Consider the following 16,279-nt stretch of genomic DNA (forward strand, 5'->3'; position numbering starts at 1 on the left):
ATCCTGAACGCAGTGAAGGATCTCCTGAATCGGGCTCAGCTCCAAGCAGTTTCAGATCCTTCGCTACGCTCAGGATGACGCACTGGGGAATTACAAATTTTTTCATTCCTTTAACGATTCTTTACTGTATGAATTTCTAAAAACCGGTGTAATATTCACACTTATTTTTTCTAACTCTCAACGAAGTCAGGTGAAAAAGTGGATAGTAAAAAATTAACAGTAGGATTAGTTCAACAGCAGTGGTATCCCAATACTGACAAGCACAAGGAAGAATTGAGTAAAGGTATTCTTCATGCGGCCAGACAAGGGGCTAAACTGATTTGTCTGCAGGAATTAACCCTGTCCCCCTACTTCTGTACTAGTCCTTCTGTTGATCCAGAACCCTATATGGAAGATATCAAAACAGGCCCTACTGCCCAGTTTGTGGGCCAGATGGCAAAAACCGCAAATGCTACTATTACTGCTTCATTATTTGAGAAAGAGGGCTATAACACGGCAGTCGCTTTCGATAACAAGGGTGAGTTGATAGCTGTCACACGCAAACAACATATCCCTAGCGGCGAAAAATACCATGAGGATTATTATTTTAAACCGGGAGATTCTGACTATCCGATCCACAGGATTGCCGATCATCGGGCCGGGCTTCCGACTTGTTATGATCAATGGTTTCCCGAGCTGTCCCGTATTTATGGCCTTAAAGGGGCAGAACTTTTAATTTATCCCACCGCCATTGGCGCCGAACCCACTGCACCGGAATTTGACAGTCAACCGATGTGGCAGAAAGTGATGATTGCTCAGGGTATTATGGCTAACTGCTTTATCATCGCGGTCAACCGGATTGGCACAGAAGAAGGCCTGGAATTTTACGGCAGCAGTTTTATTTCAAATCCCTTTGGTGAAATTATTGCCGAGGCTCCCCGCCATGAACCCGCAGTAGTGGTTGCAGAACTCGATTTTAATCAAAGAGACTTATGGGGTCGATTATTTCCATTCCCAAAACAAAGACAGCCAGCAACTTATCATGACTTGTTGAAACCTCATCAACCAACAGGATGCCCCTGATGCCTACCCAACCATCTTCCGAGAATTTTTATAATATCTCCCATTGGGGAGAAGGCTATTTTTCAATCAATAACAAAGGCAATATTGAAGTCAGCAAACATCCGCATAAGCCGGGTGTAGAGCTTCAGGCCATTGTTAATAGTGCCAGCCGCGCCGGTCTGCAACTTCCTTTACTTATTCGATTTGTCGATATTCTGCATGATCGGGTCGCAAAACTTCATGAAGCCTTTTATGAAGCGATTGAAGAAATTAGTTATCAGGGAAGATACAAACTGGTTTATCCAATCAAGGTCAACCAGGAGCAATGCGTGGTCCGCGAACTGCTTAAATCGCCGCATTTCAGCGTAGGCCTTGAGGCGGGAAGCAAACCGGAGTTAATGGCTGTTATAGGTATGCTTAGCCATCAAAGAACAACCATCGTATGCAATGGCTATAAAGATAGCGGCTATATTCGTATTGCGCTTATTGCTCAGCAAATGGGGCATCAGGTTTTTATAGTCATTGAAAAACAATCCGAACTTGAGATTTTACTCAGGGAAGCTGCTCGTCTGGGTGTTAAACCCAGCATCGGCATCCGCATTCGACTGGTTACCAAAGGCGCTGGCAAGTGGGAAAATACAGGCGGAGCAAAGTCAAAATTCGGGCTGAATGCCGAACAGGTTCTCGAGGTAGTCGGCAAGCTGAAAGCGCATAATGCATTAGACTGCCTTCAGCTTATGCACTGTCATTTAGGTTCACAAATTGCCAATATTCATGATATTCGCCACTGTATGCTGGAAGTTGGCCGCTATTATGTTGAATTAAGACGGCTCGAGGCCCCAATCGGCACTATTGATGTCGGCGGCGGATTAGGAGTGGACTATGAAGGCACTCGCTCGAGTACCGGCTGCTCAATGAATTATACCGTCAATGAATATGCGACCAATATTCTGCTGGCACTTCGGCACATGTGTGAAGAGGCCAATATGCCAGAGCCGGATATCATCTCTGAATCTGGCCGTGCCTTGACGGCACATCATGCAGTACTGGTATCCAATATCACCGATGTGGAAATTATCAGAAAATCGTCTTCTTTACCTAAAATCGACGCCAATGATTCACACGTCATCCGGGATATCTGGGATACCTATCAATCCATTAGTGACAGCTTACCCAGTGAAATTTACAATTATGCCCGGCATTCGCTTGATGAAGCCCACTCAATGTTTAAGCATGGCGTGATAAGTCTTCAGGAAAAAGCGAAAGTTGAGCAGCTTTTTACTGTAATTTGTCTGGAAATTCAGAATAGGCTCGATCCGGAGAGTCCAGGAGATAATGAATTAATTGCTTTAATTCATGAGCAAATGGCCGCCAAGATTTTTTGTAACCTTTCTTTTTTTCAGTCACTGCCAGATGCCTGGGCCATTGGCCAGATTTTTCCAGTAGCGCCTATTACTCATTTAACCGAAGCACCTGCAATGCACAGTATCTTACAGGATTTAACCTGTGACTCTGATGGCACTCTTAAACAGTATACAGGCAGCTCCCGTATACATCCGACATTAATGCTGCCCCATTTTGACCCCCAAAATCCCTATGCGATTGCTTTTTTTATGGTAGGAGCCTACCAGGAAATTCTCGGTAATCTGCATAATTTATTTGGCGATACCAATTCCCTCGATGTAAAATTGTCAGATAATCAAGGGTTTGAAATTAATGATTTGGTCAGTGGGGATACTGTGACCAATGTGTTGAATATGGCTCATTATGATACAAAAAGATTGCTGCAATCTTATGAGAAACAATTGTTAAACACGGATCTTCCTGAGGAAAGCATTAACACCTATTTAAATGAATTGCGTAGTGTATTTTCACAACTGACTTATCTTAACAGCAACAAAACAAAGGGATCTTTATGATTACTCCGCGACAAGCCGGATATTACATGCCCGCCGAATGGTATCCTCATGCAGCTTGCTGGATGGCCTGGCCACGCCATTTACAAACCTGGTCAGCGATTGGACTGGAACGCGCCAGAAAAGCGTATGCAAAAGTCGCCAAGGCCATCAGTCAATACGAGCCAGTGATGATGCTGGTTCAGCCTGGAGAAGAAGCGCAGGTAGCGGAATACTGCAATGACAGTGTCCGCATAATTCCTTTGCCCCTGGATGATTCCTGGACACGGGATACCGGAGCGACTTTCCTTCTTAATGATCAATATGAGCTGGCAGGAATTGACTGGATCCATAACGCCTGGGGGGGAAATTATCCCGAGTATGAACTGGATCAGGAAATAGCCAAAGCCCTTATTCAGTATACTGAGGCCCGTTATTTTAAAGCACCGCTGGTTATGGAAGGCGGCTCGTTTCACGTCGATGGCGAGGGCACTGTTCTGACTACCCGTGAATGCCTGCTCAACAAAAATCGTAATCCTCAGCTCGGTCAGCATCAGATCGAAAGTTATTTACATGAGTTTCTGGGAACAGAACAAGCGATTTGGCTAAATAGAGGATTAATTGGCGACGAAACTGATGGACACATCGATGAAATCGCCTGCTTCATTGAGCCAGCCAAAGTATTAGCCCTGACCACCAGCGACAAAACGGATGTTAACTATTACCTGCTTCAGGAAAACCTGGAAATTTTAAAAACCGCTCGTGACGCCAAAGGGCGTGCGCTGGAGGTAGTCACTGTCGAACAGCCCCCTGCCACTTATATGAATGATGAGCGTCTCACCTTATCCTATATTAACTTCTATCGCGCCAACCAGGGTATTGTAATGCCTTCTTTTGGCCATGCAAGTTACGATGAAGCCGCGTTTGTTCTGTTTAAACAACTGTTTCCCACCTGTCGAATCAGCCAAATCGACGCACTGGATGTGTTTGCTGGCGGCGGTGGAATACACTGTATAACCCAGCAGCAACCCGTATCCAGATAAACTATTGTTTCAAGAAAGGAAGCATTATGAACATTCCTGTTTGGCAGCCCAAACATTCTGAAGAAAGCAGAATGTGGCAATTTATGCGCTACGTTGAACAATCCTGCTCATTGGATTTTAATCACTATGAGCAATTGTATGACTGGTCTATCCTGGAACCTGCACAATTCTGGCAAGCCATAGCGGATTTTTTCGGCATAGAATGGGATGATTCAGCTGAAGAGGTTTTAAATCATCATGAGCATATGCTGGAAGCCAGATGGTTTGAAGGAGCACGCTTTAATTTCGCCAGTCAATTATTGAAACGCAATGACGATTACCCCGCCATTGTAAGTATTGATGAAAATGGAAAACGTGAACAGCTAAGCTATAAACAATTACGACAGCAAGTGGCCTATTGTACCCAGGGTCTTCTCGATGCCGGCGTTTGCAAAGGCGACCGAGTGGCCGCTATTATGCCCAATGTCGCCCATACCATCATCGCCATGCTGGCAACCAGCTCAATTGGTGCAATCTGGTCGTCCTGCTCCCCCGATTTCGGCGCTCAGGCGGCCATTGACCGGCTTGGGCAGGTTGAACCCAAAGTTTTATTTGCCTGTAATGGCCACCAGTATATGGGCAAAACACATCTCGCCGAAGACAAAATTGCAGAATTAAAAAAAGCGATACCCTCTATACAACAGGTCATTATTTCCCCAATCATCAATGAGCCTTTTAATATCGACGCAATCGATAAGGCCGTCTGGTGGCAAGACTTTCTTAAGCCTGCTGCAGATTGTCAGTTTACCTCCCTGCCTTTTGCGCATCCGCTTTACATTCTTTTCTCATCAGGAACAACCGGTAAGCCCAAATGCATCATGCACGGCGCGGGCGGCACTTTATTGCAGCATATTAAGGAACTTGGGCTGCACAGTAATATTTCAGAACAGGATAATCTTTGTTTTTATACAACCTGCGGCTGGATGATGTGGAACTGGATGGTTTCTGTGCTGGCCTTAGGCGCGACATTAACTCTTTATGAAGGCGCTCCCAATTTTCCAGACGCCTATCGGTTATTTCAATTGGTAGATGAAGAAGGGGTTACCGTGTTTGGAACCAGTGCCAAGTTTCTCTCTGCTGTTGAAAAAGCGGGGGCCGCTCCAGGCTCGCGCTATTCCATGCCCTCATTAAAAGCTATTTTATCGACAGGTTCCCCGCTGCTGCCCAAAAATTATGATTTTGTATACCAGCAAATCAAATCCGATGTGCAGTTAAGTTCAATTTCCGGCGGCACAGACATCGTCTCCTGCTTTGCATTGGGTAACCCGATATTGCCCGTTTACCGCGGCGAACTGCAATGCCGCGGTTTAGGCATGGCAGTGAAAATTTATAATGAAGAAGGTCAGGCGTTACAGGAAGAATGCGGGGAGCTGGTATGCACTCAGGCATTTCCCTCAATGCCCATAGGCTTTTGGAATGATCCTGATAAAAAAGCCTATAAGCATGCTTATTTTGAACGATTCGAAAAGGTGTGGGCCCATGGTGATTTTGCTGAACTTACACCGCACAAAGGCCTGATTATTTATGGGCGTTCCGATGCAGTATTAAATCCCGGCGGCGTAAGAATAGGCACCGCTGAAATCTATCGTCAGGTCGAAAAAGTGGCAGAGGTACTGGAAAGCATCGTAATTGCCCAGAAATGGGAGGACGATGTTCGGGTCGTTTTATTCGTCAAGCTGCGTAATGGTTATCAATTGACTGAGGAATTACAACAAAAAATACGGGATATTATCCGCAAAAATGCCTCACCTCGACACGTGCCGGCCAGGATTTTGCAAGTGGCGGATATTCCGCGAACGATGAGCGGGAAAATTGTAGAAGTCGCAGTCAGGCAAGTGGTTCATGGTGAGACCGTAAGTAATTTAAGCTCTCTGGCAAACCCGGAAGCACTGGAATACTACAGGAATAGAGAAGAATTAAATCAGTAAATCATCTATAACCTTGATGCAATGCATCAAGGTTAGTTTCAGACAACTATTAGCCCGCGGTAAAAATATTCAAGCCATTTCCCAGATGACATTGGATGCTATATTCCTTAACCTTGCTGTAGTCAGCAGCACGCATTAATGTAATTTTCAATGCAGCCTTACCGTCCGCAGTCAGCTCAAATTTGCTATAGCCAAAGGCAGGTGTTCCAGGCAGAAATGGGTCGTTCAGGGTAAAATGACGATCAGAGGCGGTGACCAGTTGACCTGCTATCAGCATTATAGCGTTGGGTTGTATAGATGTTGTGACATCAGGTAAAGGCATTTCCGAGACACAGTTTTTAACCGACCAGACAAAACTTAAGACTTGTCCGTGACTCACTGCATCGGCAACCTCTGGAAAACTGGCCAGCTCAGCTGCCTGAACAGAGAAAGCGGCTGCTGCCATTAAAGAGAGGACTGTTTTTTTCATTACTGCTCCTTGCTAAAAAAGCGTTAAGATGCCAAGAACTTTAATGAAAGTCAAATTCATATGAGCTTCTTCTCTCTGCTATCTTGCTCAAAAACATAGCAAAATTTAAAAAATATATTCCCCTTATTGAAAAAATAGCGTATTATTGATCCATTGCGCCGATTTGAAATTTCAGCTTGCGGGCGCACAAGACCAGTCTCTGGTTTTTGTAAAACGGCTAAAGCGGATCACACATCCCATCCTGCCCTATTCCCGCCTGCTGTACTCCTCGTAGGTAATATAGACATATGATTGAATTAGTTGGGCTTCACAAATCTTACCATCAGGTAACTGCTCTGAATAACGTCAGTTTATTCATTCAGGAAGGTGAAATATTTGGCATAATTGGCCGCAGTGGTGCTGGAAAATCTACTTTACTGCGCAGTATCAATTTGCTTGAACGGCCAGATTCAGGCGAAGTTCTCGTTGACAATAAAGCAATGACTTCACTGACCGAATCTGAGCTGCGACAGGCCCGCCATAAAATAGCCATGATTTTTCAGCATTTTAATCTCCTGCAATCAAAGACCGTGTATGACAATATCGCACTGCCCATGCGGATACAGGGCATCAGCGAAGATGGAATCGCCGCAAAGATTGAAGAATTATTACCACTGGTCGAATTGCAGGACAAAAAACATGCCTATCCAGCCCAATTAAGCGGCGGTCAGAAACAACGGGTCGCCATTGCGCGTGCTTTGAGCTGCTCACCCAAAATCCTTCTTTGTGACGAAGCAACCTCGGCCCTGGATCCTGAAACCACCGAGTCCATTTTATCGCTGTTAAAAAAAATAAATGGAGTCTATGGGATTACCATCGTTCTGATTACCCATGAAATGGATGTAGTGAAGCGAATTTGCCATCGCCTGGCGGTTATGGAAAAAGGCCAGATTATTGAGGTAACTTCGCTGGCCAGTGCATTTAAAGATCCCCAAAGTCTGGCAAGGAATATGTTATATTCCCAATTAAGCCCGCAATTACCACCATGCCTGGCGGGCACACTGACTCAGAAACCCAATAATAAACCTCTGCTGCGTTTACTCTTTCAGGGCGACAATGCCACCGTACCCTTCATTAGTAAAACCAGTCGGGAATTGCATATTGATATTAACATTCTGCTGGCTAATATTGATCGTTTCGATACCGTGACCTGTGGGGTGCTGGTTGTAGAACTAATAGCGGATGATAACTTGTTAACTGCTTTTATTGAGCGTTGTGAGAAAGCCAATTTAACTGTGGAGATTTTAGGTTATGTCACTGAACCTGCTTTATGATGTTGTTCAAGCCAGTCTTGAGACAGTTTATATGACGGCAGTAAGCACTATTCTGGCAACTTTACTGGGTCTGCCCCTGGGTACCTTATTATTTACTTCCTCCAGAATAAGACCGCATGCCTGGATTAATCGTTTTACCGCCGGCCTGATTAATTTTACGCGTTCAATCCCCTTTATTATATTACTGGTCGCCTTAATTCCCTTCACACGTCTCTTGATAGGCACGTCCATTGGAATCAATGCCGCTATTGTTCCCTTAACCATAGGTGCTATCCCTTTTTATGCACGTCTGGTGGATAATATTTATCAGGGGCTTCCCGCCGGACTGATTGAAACCGGCTTTTCCATGGGCGCAAATACCTGGCAAATGATTAAACACATTTTACTACCCGAAGCCTTCCCATCGCTCATCCAGGCCACCACAGTGACTGCTATTGCGCTGGTTAATTATACCGCAATGGCGGGTACAATCGGCGGAGGCGGTCTTGGAGATCTGGCTATCCGTTACGGCTATCAGCGTTTTAATTCGACCGTAATGATTGTCACCGTAATCATTCTTGTCGGTATCGTCCAGTTATTACAAATGGCAGGTGACCGATTAACCAGACGCTACACTCATTGTTAACAGGAGATTTTTCATGCGCTTATTTTCCATTATTTTTTTAAGCCTTAGTTTACTGGCATGCAGTAAGCCCTCCCCTAATACTCTGATTATAGGAACCATCTCCGGTCCAGAAACCGATTTGGTGGAAGCCGCTAAGGAAGTTGCACTGACGCAATATGATTTAGTAGTAAAAATAGTTGAATTCAATGACTATAACTTGCCAAATGAAGCCTTACAGGATGGGAGCATTGATGCCAACGTCTATCAGCATCTTCCCTATTTGAAAGCCTCCATGAAAGCCCACGGCTATACGCTCGAACCTATTGGCAAAACCTTTGTTTACCCAACAGGGATCTACTCCAGCAAACATAAAGCTATCAGCGAAATCGGCGATAATGCCATCATCGCTATCCCAAATGATCCCAGTAACGAGGAAAGAGCCCTTCTTTTAATGCAAAAAGCCGGCTTGATTCAATTAAAAAAAGACGACACTACAATGACCGTTGCGGATATTTCCGAAAATCCCAAACACCTGCAAATCAAGGAAATGGACGCAGGTCAATTGCCGCGCGTGCTTGATGATGTGGATGCAGCGATCATCAATACTACCTTCGCCATTCCGGCCGGCCTTGACCCACTTAAAGACGCCATTTTTGTTGAGGATAAAAACTCACCCTATGCTAATCTGATTGTCATTAATCAAAACAGTGAAAAGAAAGTTCAACTCGAAGAGTTTGTTAAGGCTTTCCAATCACCTCAAGTCAAAGCAAAAGCCAAAGAGTTATTTGGTGACGCAGCAATACCAGCCTGGGAATAAGGGTCTCTCTGTCCCGCGAATCAAGTCATTCCTGCGTCAGGAATGACTTTTTTGAATAGCAGCTTATTAGAAGTTTAACCTGGATGTGATTCGATATCGGGTACTCCTCCCTCCACCAGGTAGTTTTTCAAGACAACCTTTATCCACCAAATCAGAAAGATGTCTGGTTGCTGTGGCCTTACTAACTTTAGTAATCTTTTTATACTGAGCAGCACTAATCCCTTGTTCAAATGCGTTGTCTTTTTCATCAAACATTAAATTAATAATTTTTATTTGCTCCCTGGAAAGTTCACTTTCTTGAAAAATCTGCCAAAAGCGGCTCTTAGCGAGAGTGTGATCAATCTTATTAATTGCAGTTTGAATACTCGTATCCAAAGTTTTTAAAAACCATAATAACCATAAAGTTATATCTGTTGTTTGACACTGACTTTTTTCCAAAATTTTATAATAATCATTGCGATTAGCGAGAATAATTGCCGACATAGCATACAATCGAATACTTTGCTTATCCTCCTGAGCTAAAGCTAAATCGGTTAGCGCACGCGTGATCCGCCCATTTCCATCTTCAAATGGATGCACTGTTATAAACCAAAAATGACTAATTGCGGCACGTAATAAGGGATCCAATGTTGGATCTCGCAGGGTCTGATTGAACCACTCCAGAAACGTATTTAATTCGTCCTCTAATCGTTGCTTTGGCGGCGCTTCAAAATGCACCGTTGGCTTATCGATACGGCCAGAAACTACTTGCATAGGCTCATCACCTCTTAACTGCCCTGCGTTAACTCTATACAATGTAGACATTTCATGGTTAGGAAATAACCATTTGTGCCATTGCTGCAAGCGTTCTAGTGATAAATCAGTGTTTAAGTTATCGATAGCATCCCACATTATTTGCGCTAAACCTTCTGAGCGCTCATTAGTTGGATAAGGCTGCTTAAGATGTAATCCTAGTCGTTTTGCCAGAGAAGAGCGCACAGAGTCTTCATTCAAACGCTCACCTTCTATAGCGGAAGATGCAATTATATTTTGCAATAAAGTATCCAGAGCAGACTCTAGTGATATATTATCTGCTATCGATCCTGTTCGACCTATTAAAATCCCCTGTTTTAATCGGACTTCACGCAATAAAGGCTGAATGAGCTGTTCCTGCCACTGAAACCTGGGCCAATCGGGCAATTGCCAGATCCATTTTATTTGATTATCGTTCATGAACTCTGCTCCATGAGCCGATTAGCGAGGTTATTCGGCTCAATTTTTGAGTTAAATAATAGGATTATTCGGCTCATAAATCAAGCCCATAAAAAACTTATTCGGCTCACATTTGAATGAAGTAAACACTGGAATTATTGAGGTACAAAACGCTAATTGAGATAAAGGAATTTGTTCAACCGAGGCCCCGCCAGGAACACAATGGGCAGGTGCATCCATATGGGTACCCTCTCCGACTTCCATGCTAAAGCGTTCAACGCGAAATTTCACATCACTATTTCAATCGCTATAATCAAGAATCAAAGAAGAGGAAAAACCGCATTTATTTTCCCAGCTTGGGCAGCTTTCAGAGATCGTCTGGGTCAGGTCGATAATATGGTAGGGAAAGTTCATAGTCTTGATGATTCAGAAAAACCGTCTTTGCGAGCGTCAGCGAAGCAATCCAACCCCTAACTCTGTTCAAGGTTCGATCTGGATTGCTTCACTTTGTTCGCAAAGATAACAGGTCAGTTGCTTTGAATATTGATTAATAACGATAGTGGTCGGGTTTGTAAGGTCCGTTCGCTTTTACACCCAAATATTCAGCTTGCTGTTTAGTCAAGGTCGTCAGCTTTGCTCCGATGCGTTTGAGATGCAGACGAGCCACTTTTTCGTCCAATAATTTAGGCAGTACATAAACCTGCTTTTGATATTGGCTGGCATTGGTGAATAATTCAATTTGTGCCAATACCTGATTGGAGAAAGAAGCTGACATCACAAAGCTTGGATGTCCTGTCGCACAGCCCAGATTCACCAGGCGGCCTTCAGCCAGGACGATTAATCGTTTGCCGTCAGGGAAAATGACATGGTCCACCTGCGGTTTGATATTTTCCCATTGATATTGTCTCAGGCTCTGGATATCAATTTCTGAGTCGAAATGACCGATATTACAGAGAATCGCCTGATTGCGCATGCGAATCATATGCTCATGGGCTACCACATGATAATTTCCTGTGGCTGTTACCACGATATCCACTTCATGTGCCACATCATCGAGGGTTACTACGCGATATCCTTCCATTGCAGCCTGGAGAGCACAAATTGGGTCCACTTCGGTAATCCACACAGTGGCTCCCTGACCGCGAAGCGCCTGAGCGCAGCCCTTACCCACATCACCATAGCCCATAATCAAGGCAATCTTACCGGCAATCATGACATCAGTAGCCCGTTTAATCCCGTCAAGTAAGGATTCTCTGCAACCGTACAGGTTATCGAATTTGGATTTGGTGACCGAATCATTGACATTGATAGCAGGGATCATTAATTGATTGTTTCGGGCCATTTCATACAATCTGGCTACACCGGTGGTTGTTTCTTCTGAAACGCCATGAATGTTTTTCAGCATCTCAGGATACTTTTCGTGCAGAACCTGCGTTAAATCGCCGCCATCATCCAGCAACAGATTGGGGGTCCAACCATTTGGACCGCGCAATGTCTGTTCTACACACCACCAGTATTCCTCTTCTGTCTCGCCTTTCCAGGCAAACACGGGAACTCCCACTTCCGCCATCGCAGCAGCGGCATGATCCTGAGTAGAAAAAATATTGCAGGAAGACCATCTGACCTCAGCACCCAAAGCGATGAGAGTCTCAATCAGAACTGCCGTTTGAATCGTCATATGCAGACAACCTGCAATGCGAGCCCCCTTAAGCGGCTTTTGAGCAGCAAACTCTTCACGTAAGGCCATTAAGCCTGGCATTTCCGTTTCGGCGATGGCGATTTCCTTGCGTCCCCAGTCTGCAAGTGACAAATCAGCCACTTTATAATCTTGATGTGTTTGCAGGGTACTGGCTACATTCGTTGGTTTCATAATATTCCTTGCGTTAATAACTGACAGCTTATGAATTAAAGCGCCTTTTTTAAAGCATCGACTTTATCCAGTCTTTCCCAGGGAAAATCCGGTCTGCCGTAATGGCCATAAGTGGCTGTCTGACGGTAGATAGGTCTTAACAATTCATGATGATCAATAATACCCTGCGGCGTTAAATCGAAATGCTCGCGAATCAGGTTGATGATGGTATATTCCGGAAGAACCCCGGTGCCAAAGGTTTCTACACTGATGGAAGTAGGTTCCGCAACACCAATCGCATAGGAAACCTGAATCTCACATTTTTCTGCAATTCCTGCGGCGACCAGATTTTTAGCTACATGGCGCGCAGCGTAGGCCGCTGAACGGTCAACCTTGGATGGATCTTTTCCTGAGAAGCAGCCGCCGCCATGTCTGGCCATGCCGCCATAAGTATCCACAATGATTTTTCTTCCGGTTAAACCGCAATCCCCTAAGGGTCCGCCGATTACAAATCGACCGGTGGGATTAATAAAATAGCGTGTTTTGCTATTTAACCATTCTGCTGGAATCACTTCATGAATGATTGCGGATTTGATTGTTTCAACCAGCTCATTATAACTCACATCAGGATGATGCTGGGTCGAAAATACAACCGTATCCACAGCAACCGGCATACCATTCTCATAAAGAAGGGTCAGCTGGCATTTTGCATCGGGTCGCAACCAGGAAATGCTGCCATTTTTTCTGAGCTCTGCCTGCTTCTCCATCAAACGATGAGAGTAAGCAATCGGGGCAGGCATGTAAACATCGGTCTCGCGACTTGCATAACCAAACATTAAGCCCTGATCCCCTGCACCCAGAATTTTTGTGTCCTGATTGTCCACTCCACGGGCAATATCAGGCGATTGCTTGCCTATTGCCGAAAGAACGGCACAGGAGGCCCAATCAAAACCCATCTCCGAACTGTTATAGCCAATCTCTTTAATCACCTGACGGGTAATTTCTTCAACATCCACCCAGGCAGAAGTCGTGATTTCACCGCCGACTAAAACCATACCGGTTTTTACAAAAGTCTCACAGGCAACTCTTGCTTTGGGGTCTTTGCTAAGAATTGCATCAAGAATAGCGTCAGAAATCTGATCTGCGATTTTGTCAGGATGACCTTCAGAAACGGATTCTGAAGTAAATACTTTTAGCTCGGTCACTTCTATATTTCCTTTTAACGTTAATGCTCTGAGTTTGCGGCAAACAACATTGCTTCCCGGACCTCTTGGTTTAAATTGTCTGATGCTTATGTCGAGACGCGATTCATCAGGATGTAAAAACAGTTTCTGGGTTTATAGTAATAGGGGTCAATTACTTGTCATTTTTCATCATCGAAATAAATTGTTCAAACAGGATCTCAATATCATGAGGCCCCGGGCTTGATTCAGGGTGTCCCTGAAATCCAAAAGCAGGCTTCGTTTTGTGTCTTATTCCCTGCAAACTATTATCAAACAAAGAGCGATGGGTCACTTCCAGACAACCTGGCAAACTGGCTTCATCAATTGAAAAGCCATGATTCTGACTGGTAATGAACACGCGTTTTTTCCCATCACATTCAGCCACGGGATGATTGGCGCCGTGATGGCCGAACTTCATTTTTAGTGATTTGCCGCCGGCAGCCAGCCCTAAAATTTGAAAACCAAGGCAAATTCCAAATAGCGGGATCCCCTCTTCCAGAAAAATTCGGGTTGCGTTGATTGCATAGTCGCAGGCTAATGGATCACCGGGTCCATTAGAGAGAAATACGCCATCAGGGTTTAGAGCGAGTACTTCTTCTGCGCTGGTTTTAGCAGGCACAAGGGTGATGTAACAGCCTTTGTCTTTCAGAATACGAAGAATGGTATGTTTCACACCAAAATCATAGGCCACTACATGGTATTGAAGCGGACGCGAGTCTAATGCCCATTGCCCACGACCTTCATCCCAGCGGTCAATTGCCTGGCGCGACACTTCACAGGCCAGATCCGCACCATTTAACCCGCTAAAGGCCCGGGCTCTCTCAATCGCTTGCTCGGGTTTATCTGCCTGCGTACTGATGCAAGCCCCTATCGCCCCTTGTTCACGTAAATGAATAGTTAACTGGCGGGTATCAATCCCTGAAATAGCCACAACCCCATTTCGTTTTAACCATTCAGGTAATGATAGCGTCGAGCGATAATTACTGGGATATTGAGTGCAGTTACGCATAACCAGTCCTGCGGCCCAAATTCGTGATGATTCCATATCCTCTTCGTTACAACCGGTATTCCCTACATGTGCAGCGGTCAGTGTAATTATCTGGCGGGCATAGGAAGGGTCAGTGAGCATTTCCTGGTAACCAGTCATTGCCGTATTAAAAACGAGTTCTCCAACACAGTGGCCGGAAGCGCCTGCAGAGAGTCCATGATAAAGTGTTCCATCAGCAAGAGCTAATATGGCTGGTTTATTCAACATGAAGAAAATCCTACAAATAGGCAATCATTAGTCTCGCTGCCATTGCGTGAAATCCCTTTGTATGCTGTGAGGCAGCAGCCAGTATAAGCTGCTTAATCCTTTATTCGCGCACATGGCGCGAATTCCTCAATGCGCTTCCTGAATGGCAGTGCCGTACAACGGCGGAAAAATACATCAAAGCCGTAATTGTAGCTCAGACGTGTTAAAATTTCATGTCTTCAAAAAACTTTTTTACACCATCAAACCAGGAGCTTGACTTGGGAGAATGGGTTTTTTTGCTACTGTCCAAAGATTCCTGTAATTTCGTTAACAGTTCTTTCTGTTCTTTGGATAAATTCACAGGCGTTTCTACTGCCACTTTACATAACAAATCACCAACCCCATGCCCGCGTACCGATTTCATACCCTTTCCGCGTAATCGAAACACTTTAGCAGTTTGTGTTTCAGGTGGAATTTTCAGACTAACGCGCCCCTCGAGAGTCGGTACTTCAATCGTGCCGCCTAAAGCTGCGGTGGCAAAGCTAATAGGCACTTCGCAATATAAATCACTCTCATGACGTTCAAAAATAGCATGTTGCTTGACATTAATCTGGACGTACAAATCACCCGAACCGCCGCCGTAAGCGCCAGCTTCGCCTTCGCCGGACAAACGAACGCGGTCGCCATTATCGACACCGGCGGGAATTTTAACGGTTAATTTTTTACTTTCTCTGACTCGACCTTGCCCATGACAGCTCGTGCAGGGATCAGTAATTATTTTACCTTCACCATGACAACCGGGGCATGTTTGCTGAATAGAAAAAAAGCCCTGCTGAATTCGTACCTGACCTATCCCCCCACAGGTTTCACAATTTTTTGGGGTTGAACCGGCTTTTGCGCCCGAACCACTGCAGGTCTGGCAAGCCGCATGCCGGGGCACAGTGATTTCTACCTGCTTCCCCAGTGCTGCTTCTTCAAGCGTTAACTGAATATTATACTGTAAATCCGATCCGCGCTGCCCTCTGGACTGCCGGCTATGCGTGCGTCCGCCTGAGAAAATATTTTCAAAGATATCTTCAAACACATCGCCAAACCCGAATCCACCCTGGCCGCCAAAACCGCCTGCAGCCCCATCTACTCCCGCATGACCGAACTGATCATAGGCAGCCCGCTTTTGCGGATCGGATAACACTGCGTAGGCTCTTTGTACTTCTTTGAATTTATCTTCCGCGACATTATCATTTGGATTACGATCCGGATGATATTTCATTGCCAATTTTCGATAAGCTTTTTTTATTTCGCCTTCATTGGCTCCACGATTAACACCCAGAATCTCATAATAATCCCGTTGATCCATGACTGCACACACCAATAACTATGCTTTTACCCGGGGTAAAAACGGAATAATACAAAAAGAACGCCTGGTTTATCGAACACCGCGACGCTCTTCCACCTATTCTATACTATTAAATTGTAGCCCTTGCGAAATAAATGACATCCGGATTTCGCATTCTTAAGCAAAAAAACCTTGATGCGCTTCGCATATCAAGGCTACATTTAAATAAATCTCTGCTTTAGCATATGGGCGTCAACCTCAAAAGAAATCCCTCTCCCAAGTTGGGCGAGGGTAAGG

General features: G+C 44.8%; 15 protein-coding genes. 8 read left to right on the forward strand and 7 right to left on the reverse strand.

Features of this window, described 5'->3' with window-relative positions:
* The first annotated feature begins 198 nt into the window (after window positions 1–198).
* Genes B1207_RS01845 through B1207_RS01860 form a run of 4 tightly spaced genes read left to right on the forward strand, consistent with a single transcriptional unit; the run spans window position 199 to window position 5,946 of the window.
* Entirely contained in the window at window positions 199–1,062 is an 864-nt protein-coding gene (locus B1207_RS01845; RefSeq protein ID WP_112218283.1) for a carbon-nitrogen hydrolase, read from the forward strand.
* Window positions 1,062–2,960: a biosynthetic arginine decarboxylase gene (gene speA, locus B1207_RS01850; RefSeq protein WP_253255759.1), complete on the forward strand. Its 1,899-nt coding sequence runs from the start codon at window positions 1,062–1,064 to the stop codon at window positions 2,958–2,960. The genes B1207_RS01845 and speA overlap by 1 nt, the downstream gene beginning before the upstream one ends.
* The gene (locus B1207_RS01855; protein ID WP_112218285.1) at window positions 2,957–3,979 is read left to right on the forward strand and encodes an agmatine deiminase family protein; all 1,023 of its coding nucleotides are present in this window, start codon (window positions 2,957–2,959) and stop codon (window positions 3,977–3,979) included. The genes speA and B1207_RS01855 overlap by 4 nt, the downstream gene beginning before the upstream one ends.
* A 26-nt stretch (window positions 3,980–4,005) precedes the next feature.
* A complete protein-coding gene (locus tag B1207_RS01860) occupies window positions 4,006–5,946 on the forward strand; it encodes an acetoacetate--CoA ligase (protein WP_112218286.1) in 1,941 nt (646 codons plus the stop codon).
* A gap of 49 nt (window positions 5,947–5,995) precedes the next feature.
* Here the strand turns inward: B1207_RS01860 and B1207_RS01865 are convergent, their stop codons facing one another.
* Complete coding sequence (locus tag B1207_RS01865) at window positions 5,996–6,415, reverse strand: VirK family protein (RefSeq protein ID WP_112218287.1); 420 nt, start codon at window positions 6,413–6,415, stop codon at window positions 5,996–5,998.
* 287 nt (window positions 6,416–6,702) lie between these two features.
* On the opposite strand from B1207_RS01865, the gene B1207_RS01870 reads away from it, so the two are divergent.
* Genes B1207_RS01870 through B1207_RS01880 form a run of 3 tightly spaced genes read left to right on the forward strand, consistent with a single transcriptional unit; the run spans window position 6,703 to window position 9,149 of the window.
* The gene (locus B1207_RS01870; protein WP_112218288.1) at window positions 6,703–7,728 is read left to right on the forward strand and encodes a methionine ABC transporter ATP-binding protein; all 1,026 of its coding nucleotides are present in this window, start codon (window positions 6,703–6,705) and stop codon (window positions 7,726–7,728) included.
* The gene (locus B1207_RS01875; RefSeq protein WP_112218289.1) at window positions 7,706–8,353 is read left to right on the forward strand and encodes a methionine ABC transporter permease; all 648 of its coding nucleotides are present in this window, start codon (window positions 7,706–7,708) and stop codon (window positions 8,351–8,353) included. Before B1207_RS01870 ends, B1207_RS01875 begins: the two co-directional genes overlap by 23 nt.
* A 13-nt stretch (window positions 8,354–8,366) precedes the next feature.
* Complete coding sequence (locus B1207_RS01880; protein WP_112218290.1) at window positions 8,367–9,149, forward strand: MetQ/NlpA family ABC transporter substrate-binding protein; 783 nt, start codon at window positions 8,367–8,369, stop codon at window positions 9,147–9,149.
* A 66-nt stretch (window positions 9,150–9,215) separates the two neighbouring features.
* Here B1207_RS01880 and B1207_RS01885 read toward each other — a convergent pair whose 3' ends face one another.
* Window positions 9,216–10,361, reverse strand: coding sequence for a Fic family protein (locus tag B1207_RS01885; RefSeq protein WP_112218291.1), 1,146 nt, complete (start codon window positions 10,359–10,361; stop codon window positions 9,216–9,218).
* A 51-nt stretch (window positions 10,362–10,412) separates the two neighbouring features.
* Complete coding sequence (locus B1207_RS16175; protein ID WP_367379927.1) at window positions 10,413–10,604, reverse strand: cyclase family protein; 192 nt, start codon at window positions 10,602–10,604, stop codon at window positions 10,413–10,415.
* Between B1207_RS16175 and B1207_RS15895 the strand changes: the two genes are divergently transcribed.
* Window positions 10,563–10,814 carry a hypothetical protein gene (locus tag B1207_RS15895; RefSeq protein WP_172458022.1) on the forward strand — a complete coding sequence of 84 codons (252 nt, stop codon included), beginning with the start codon at window positions 10,563–10,565 and terminating at the stop codon, window positions 10,812–10,814. The genes B1207_RS16175 and B1207_RS15895 overlap by 42 nt on opposite strands.
* A 73-nt stretch (window positions 10,815–10,887) precedes the next feature.
* Here B1207_RS15895 and ahcY read toward each other — a convergent pair whose 3' ends face one another.
* The 4 genes from ahcY to dnaJ form a co-directional block, all read right to left on the reverse strand.
* The gene (gene ahcY, locus B1207_RS01895) at window positions 10,888–12,210 is read right to left on the reverse strand and encodes an adenosylhomocysteinase (RefSeq protein WP_112218293.1); all 1,323 of its coding nucleotides are present in this window, start codon (window positions 12,208–12,210) and stop codon (window positions 10,888–10,890) included.
* Window positions 12,211–12,245: 35 nt separating this feature from the next.
* Window positions 12,246–13,394, reverse strand: coding sequence for a methionine adenosyltransferase (gene metK / locus B1207_RS01900; protein WP_058507557.1), 1,149 nt, complete (start codon window positions 13,392–13,394; stop codon window positions 12,246–12,248).
* A 151-nt stretch (window positions 13,395–13,545) separates the two neighbouring features.
* Window positions 13,546–14,667, reverse strand: a complete 1,122-nt coding sequence (gene carA / locus B1207_RS01905) for a glutamine-hydrolyzing carbamoyl-phosphate synthase small subunit (protein WP_112218294.1) — start codon at window positions 14,665–14,667, stop codon at window positions 13,546–13,548.
* Between the two features lie 202 nt (window positions 14,668–14,869).
* Window positions 14,870–16,003 (reverse strand): molecular chaperone DnaJ, encoded by a 1,134-nt coding sequence (gene dnaJ / locus B1207_RS01910; protein ID WP_112218295.1) that lies wholly within the window; start codon window positions 16,001–16,003, stop codon window positions 14,870–14,872.
* Window positions 16,004–16,279: the final 276 nt, after the last annotated feature.

The sequence above is a fragment of the Legionella quinlivanii genome (assembly GCF_003265995.1).
Lineage (GTDB): Bacteria > Pseudomonadota > Gammaproteobacteria > Legionellales > Legionellaceae > Legionella_C > Legionella_C quinlivanii_A.